The organism is Bradyrhizobium sp. P2_E8 (assembly GCF_056403875.1).
In genome coordinates this window covers 1-768 of sequence record NZ_JBFUES010001758.1, presented here as the reverse complement: position 1 = coordinate 768, position 768 = coordinate 1, and the positions used below count along the sequence as shown (strand labels likewise).

The following is a 768-nucleotide window of genomic DNA, read 5'->3' as shown; positions in this document are numbered from 1 at the left end:
GACAAGGGTCGATCACAAACGAAAAGGCGCTCCTCGCGGAGCGCCTTTTGCCTGTCGCATTCAGTTCGGGCCGCTTAGCCCGAATAGTACATGTCGAACTCGACCGGGTGCGGGGTCATTTCGAAGCGCTCGACTTCGGTCATCTTCAGCTCAATGTAGCTGTCGATGAAGTCGTCGTCGAACACGCCGCCGGCCTTGAGGAAGGCGCGGTCCTTGTCGAGGTTCTCGAGCGCCTCGCGCAAGCTGCCGCACACCGTCGGGATCTGCTTCAGCTCTTCCTTCGGCAGGTCGTAGAGGTCCTTGTCCATCGCCGGACCCGGATCGATCTTGTTCTTGATGCCGTCGAGGCCGGCCATCAGCATCGCGGCGAAGCCGAGATAGGGATTGGCGAGCGGATCGGGGAAGCGCACCTCGACACGCTTGGCCTTCGGCGAAGCGGTGTAGGGGATGCGGCAGGAGGCCGAACGGTTGCGCGCGGAGTAGGCGAGCAGCACGGGAGCCTCATAGCCCGGGACCAGACGCTTGTAGGAGTTGGTCGACGGGTTGGTGAAGGCGTTGATTGCCTTGGCGTGCTTGATGATGCCGCCGATGTAGTGGAGGCAGGTCTCCGACAGGTCGGCGTATTTGTTGCCGGCGAACACCGGCTTGCCGTCCTTCCAGATCGACTGGTGCACGTGCATGCCCGAGCCGTTGTCGCCATAGACCGGCTTCGGCATGAAGGTGGCGGTCTTGCCGTAGATGTGGGCGACCTGGTGGATGCAGTATTTG

1 protein-coding gene is annotated in these 768 nt (G+C 62.0%); it reads right to left on the bottom strand.

All coding sequences use genetic code 11. The annotated features are described in order from the left end of the window. Nucleotides 1–74 precede the first annotated feature (74 nt). Nucleotides 75–768, bottom strand: a 694-nt coding sequence (locus tag AC1D00_RS43720) for a glutamine synthetase family protein (protein WP_477015013.1), incomplete at its 5' end; no start/stop codon positions are given.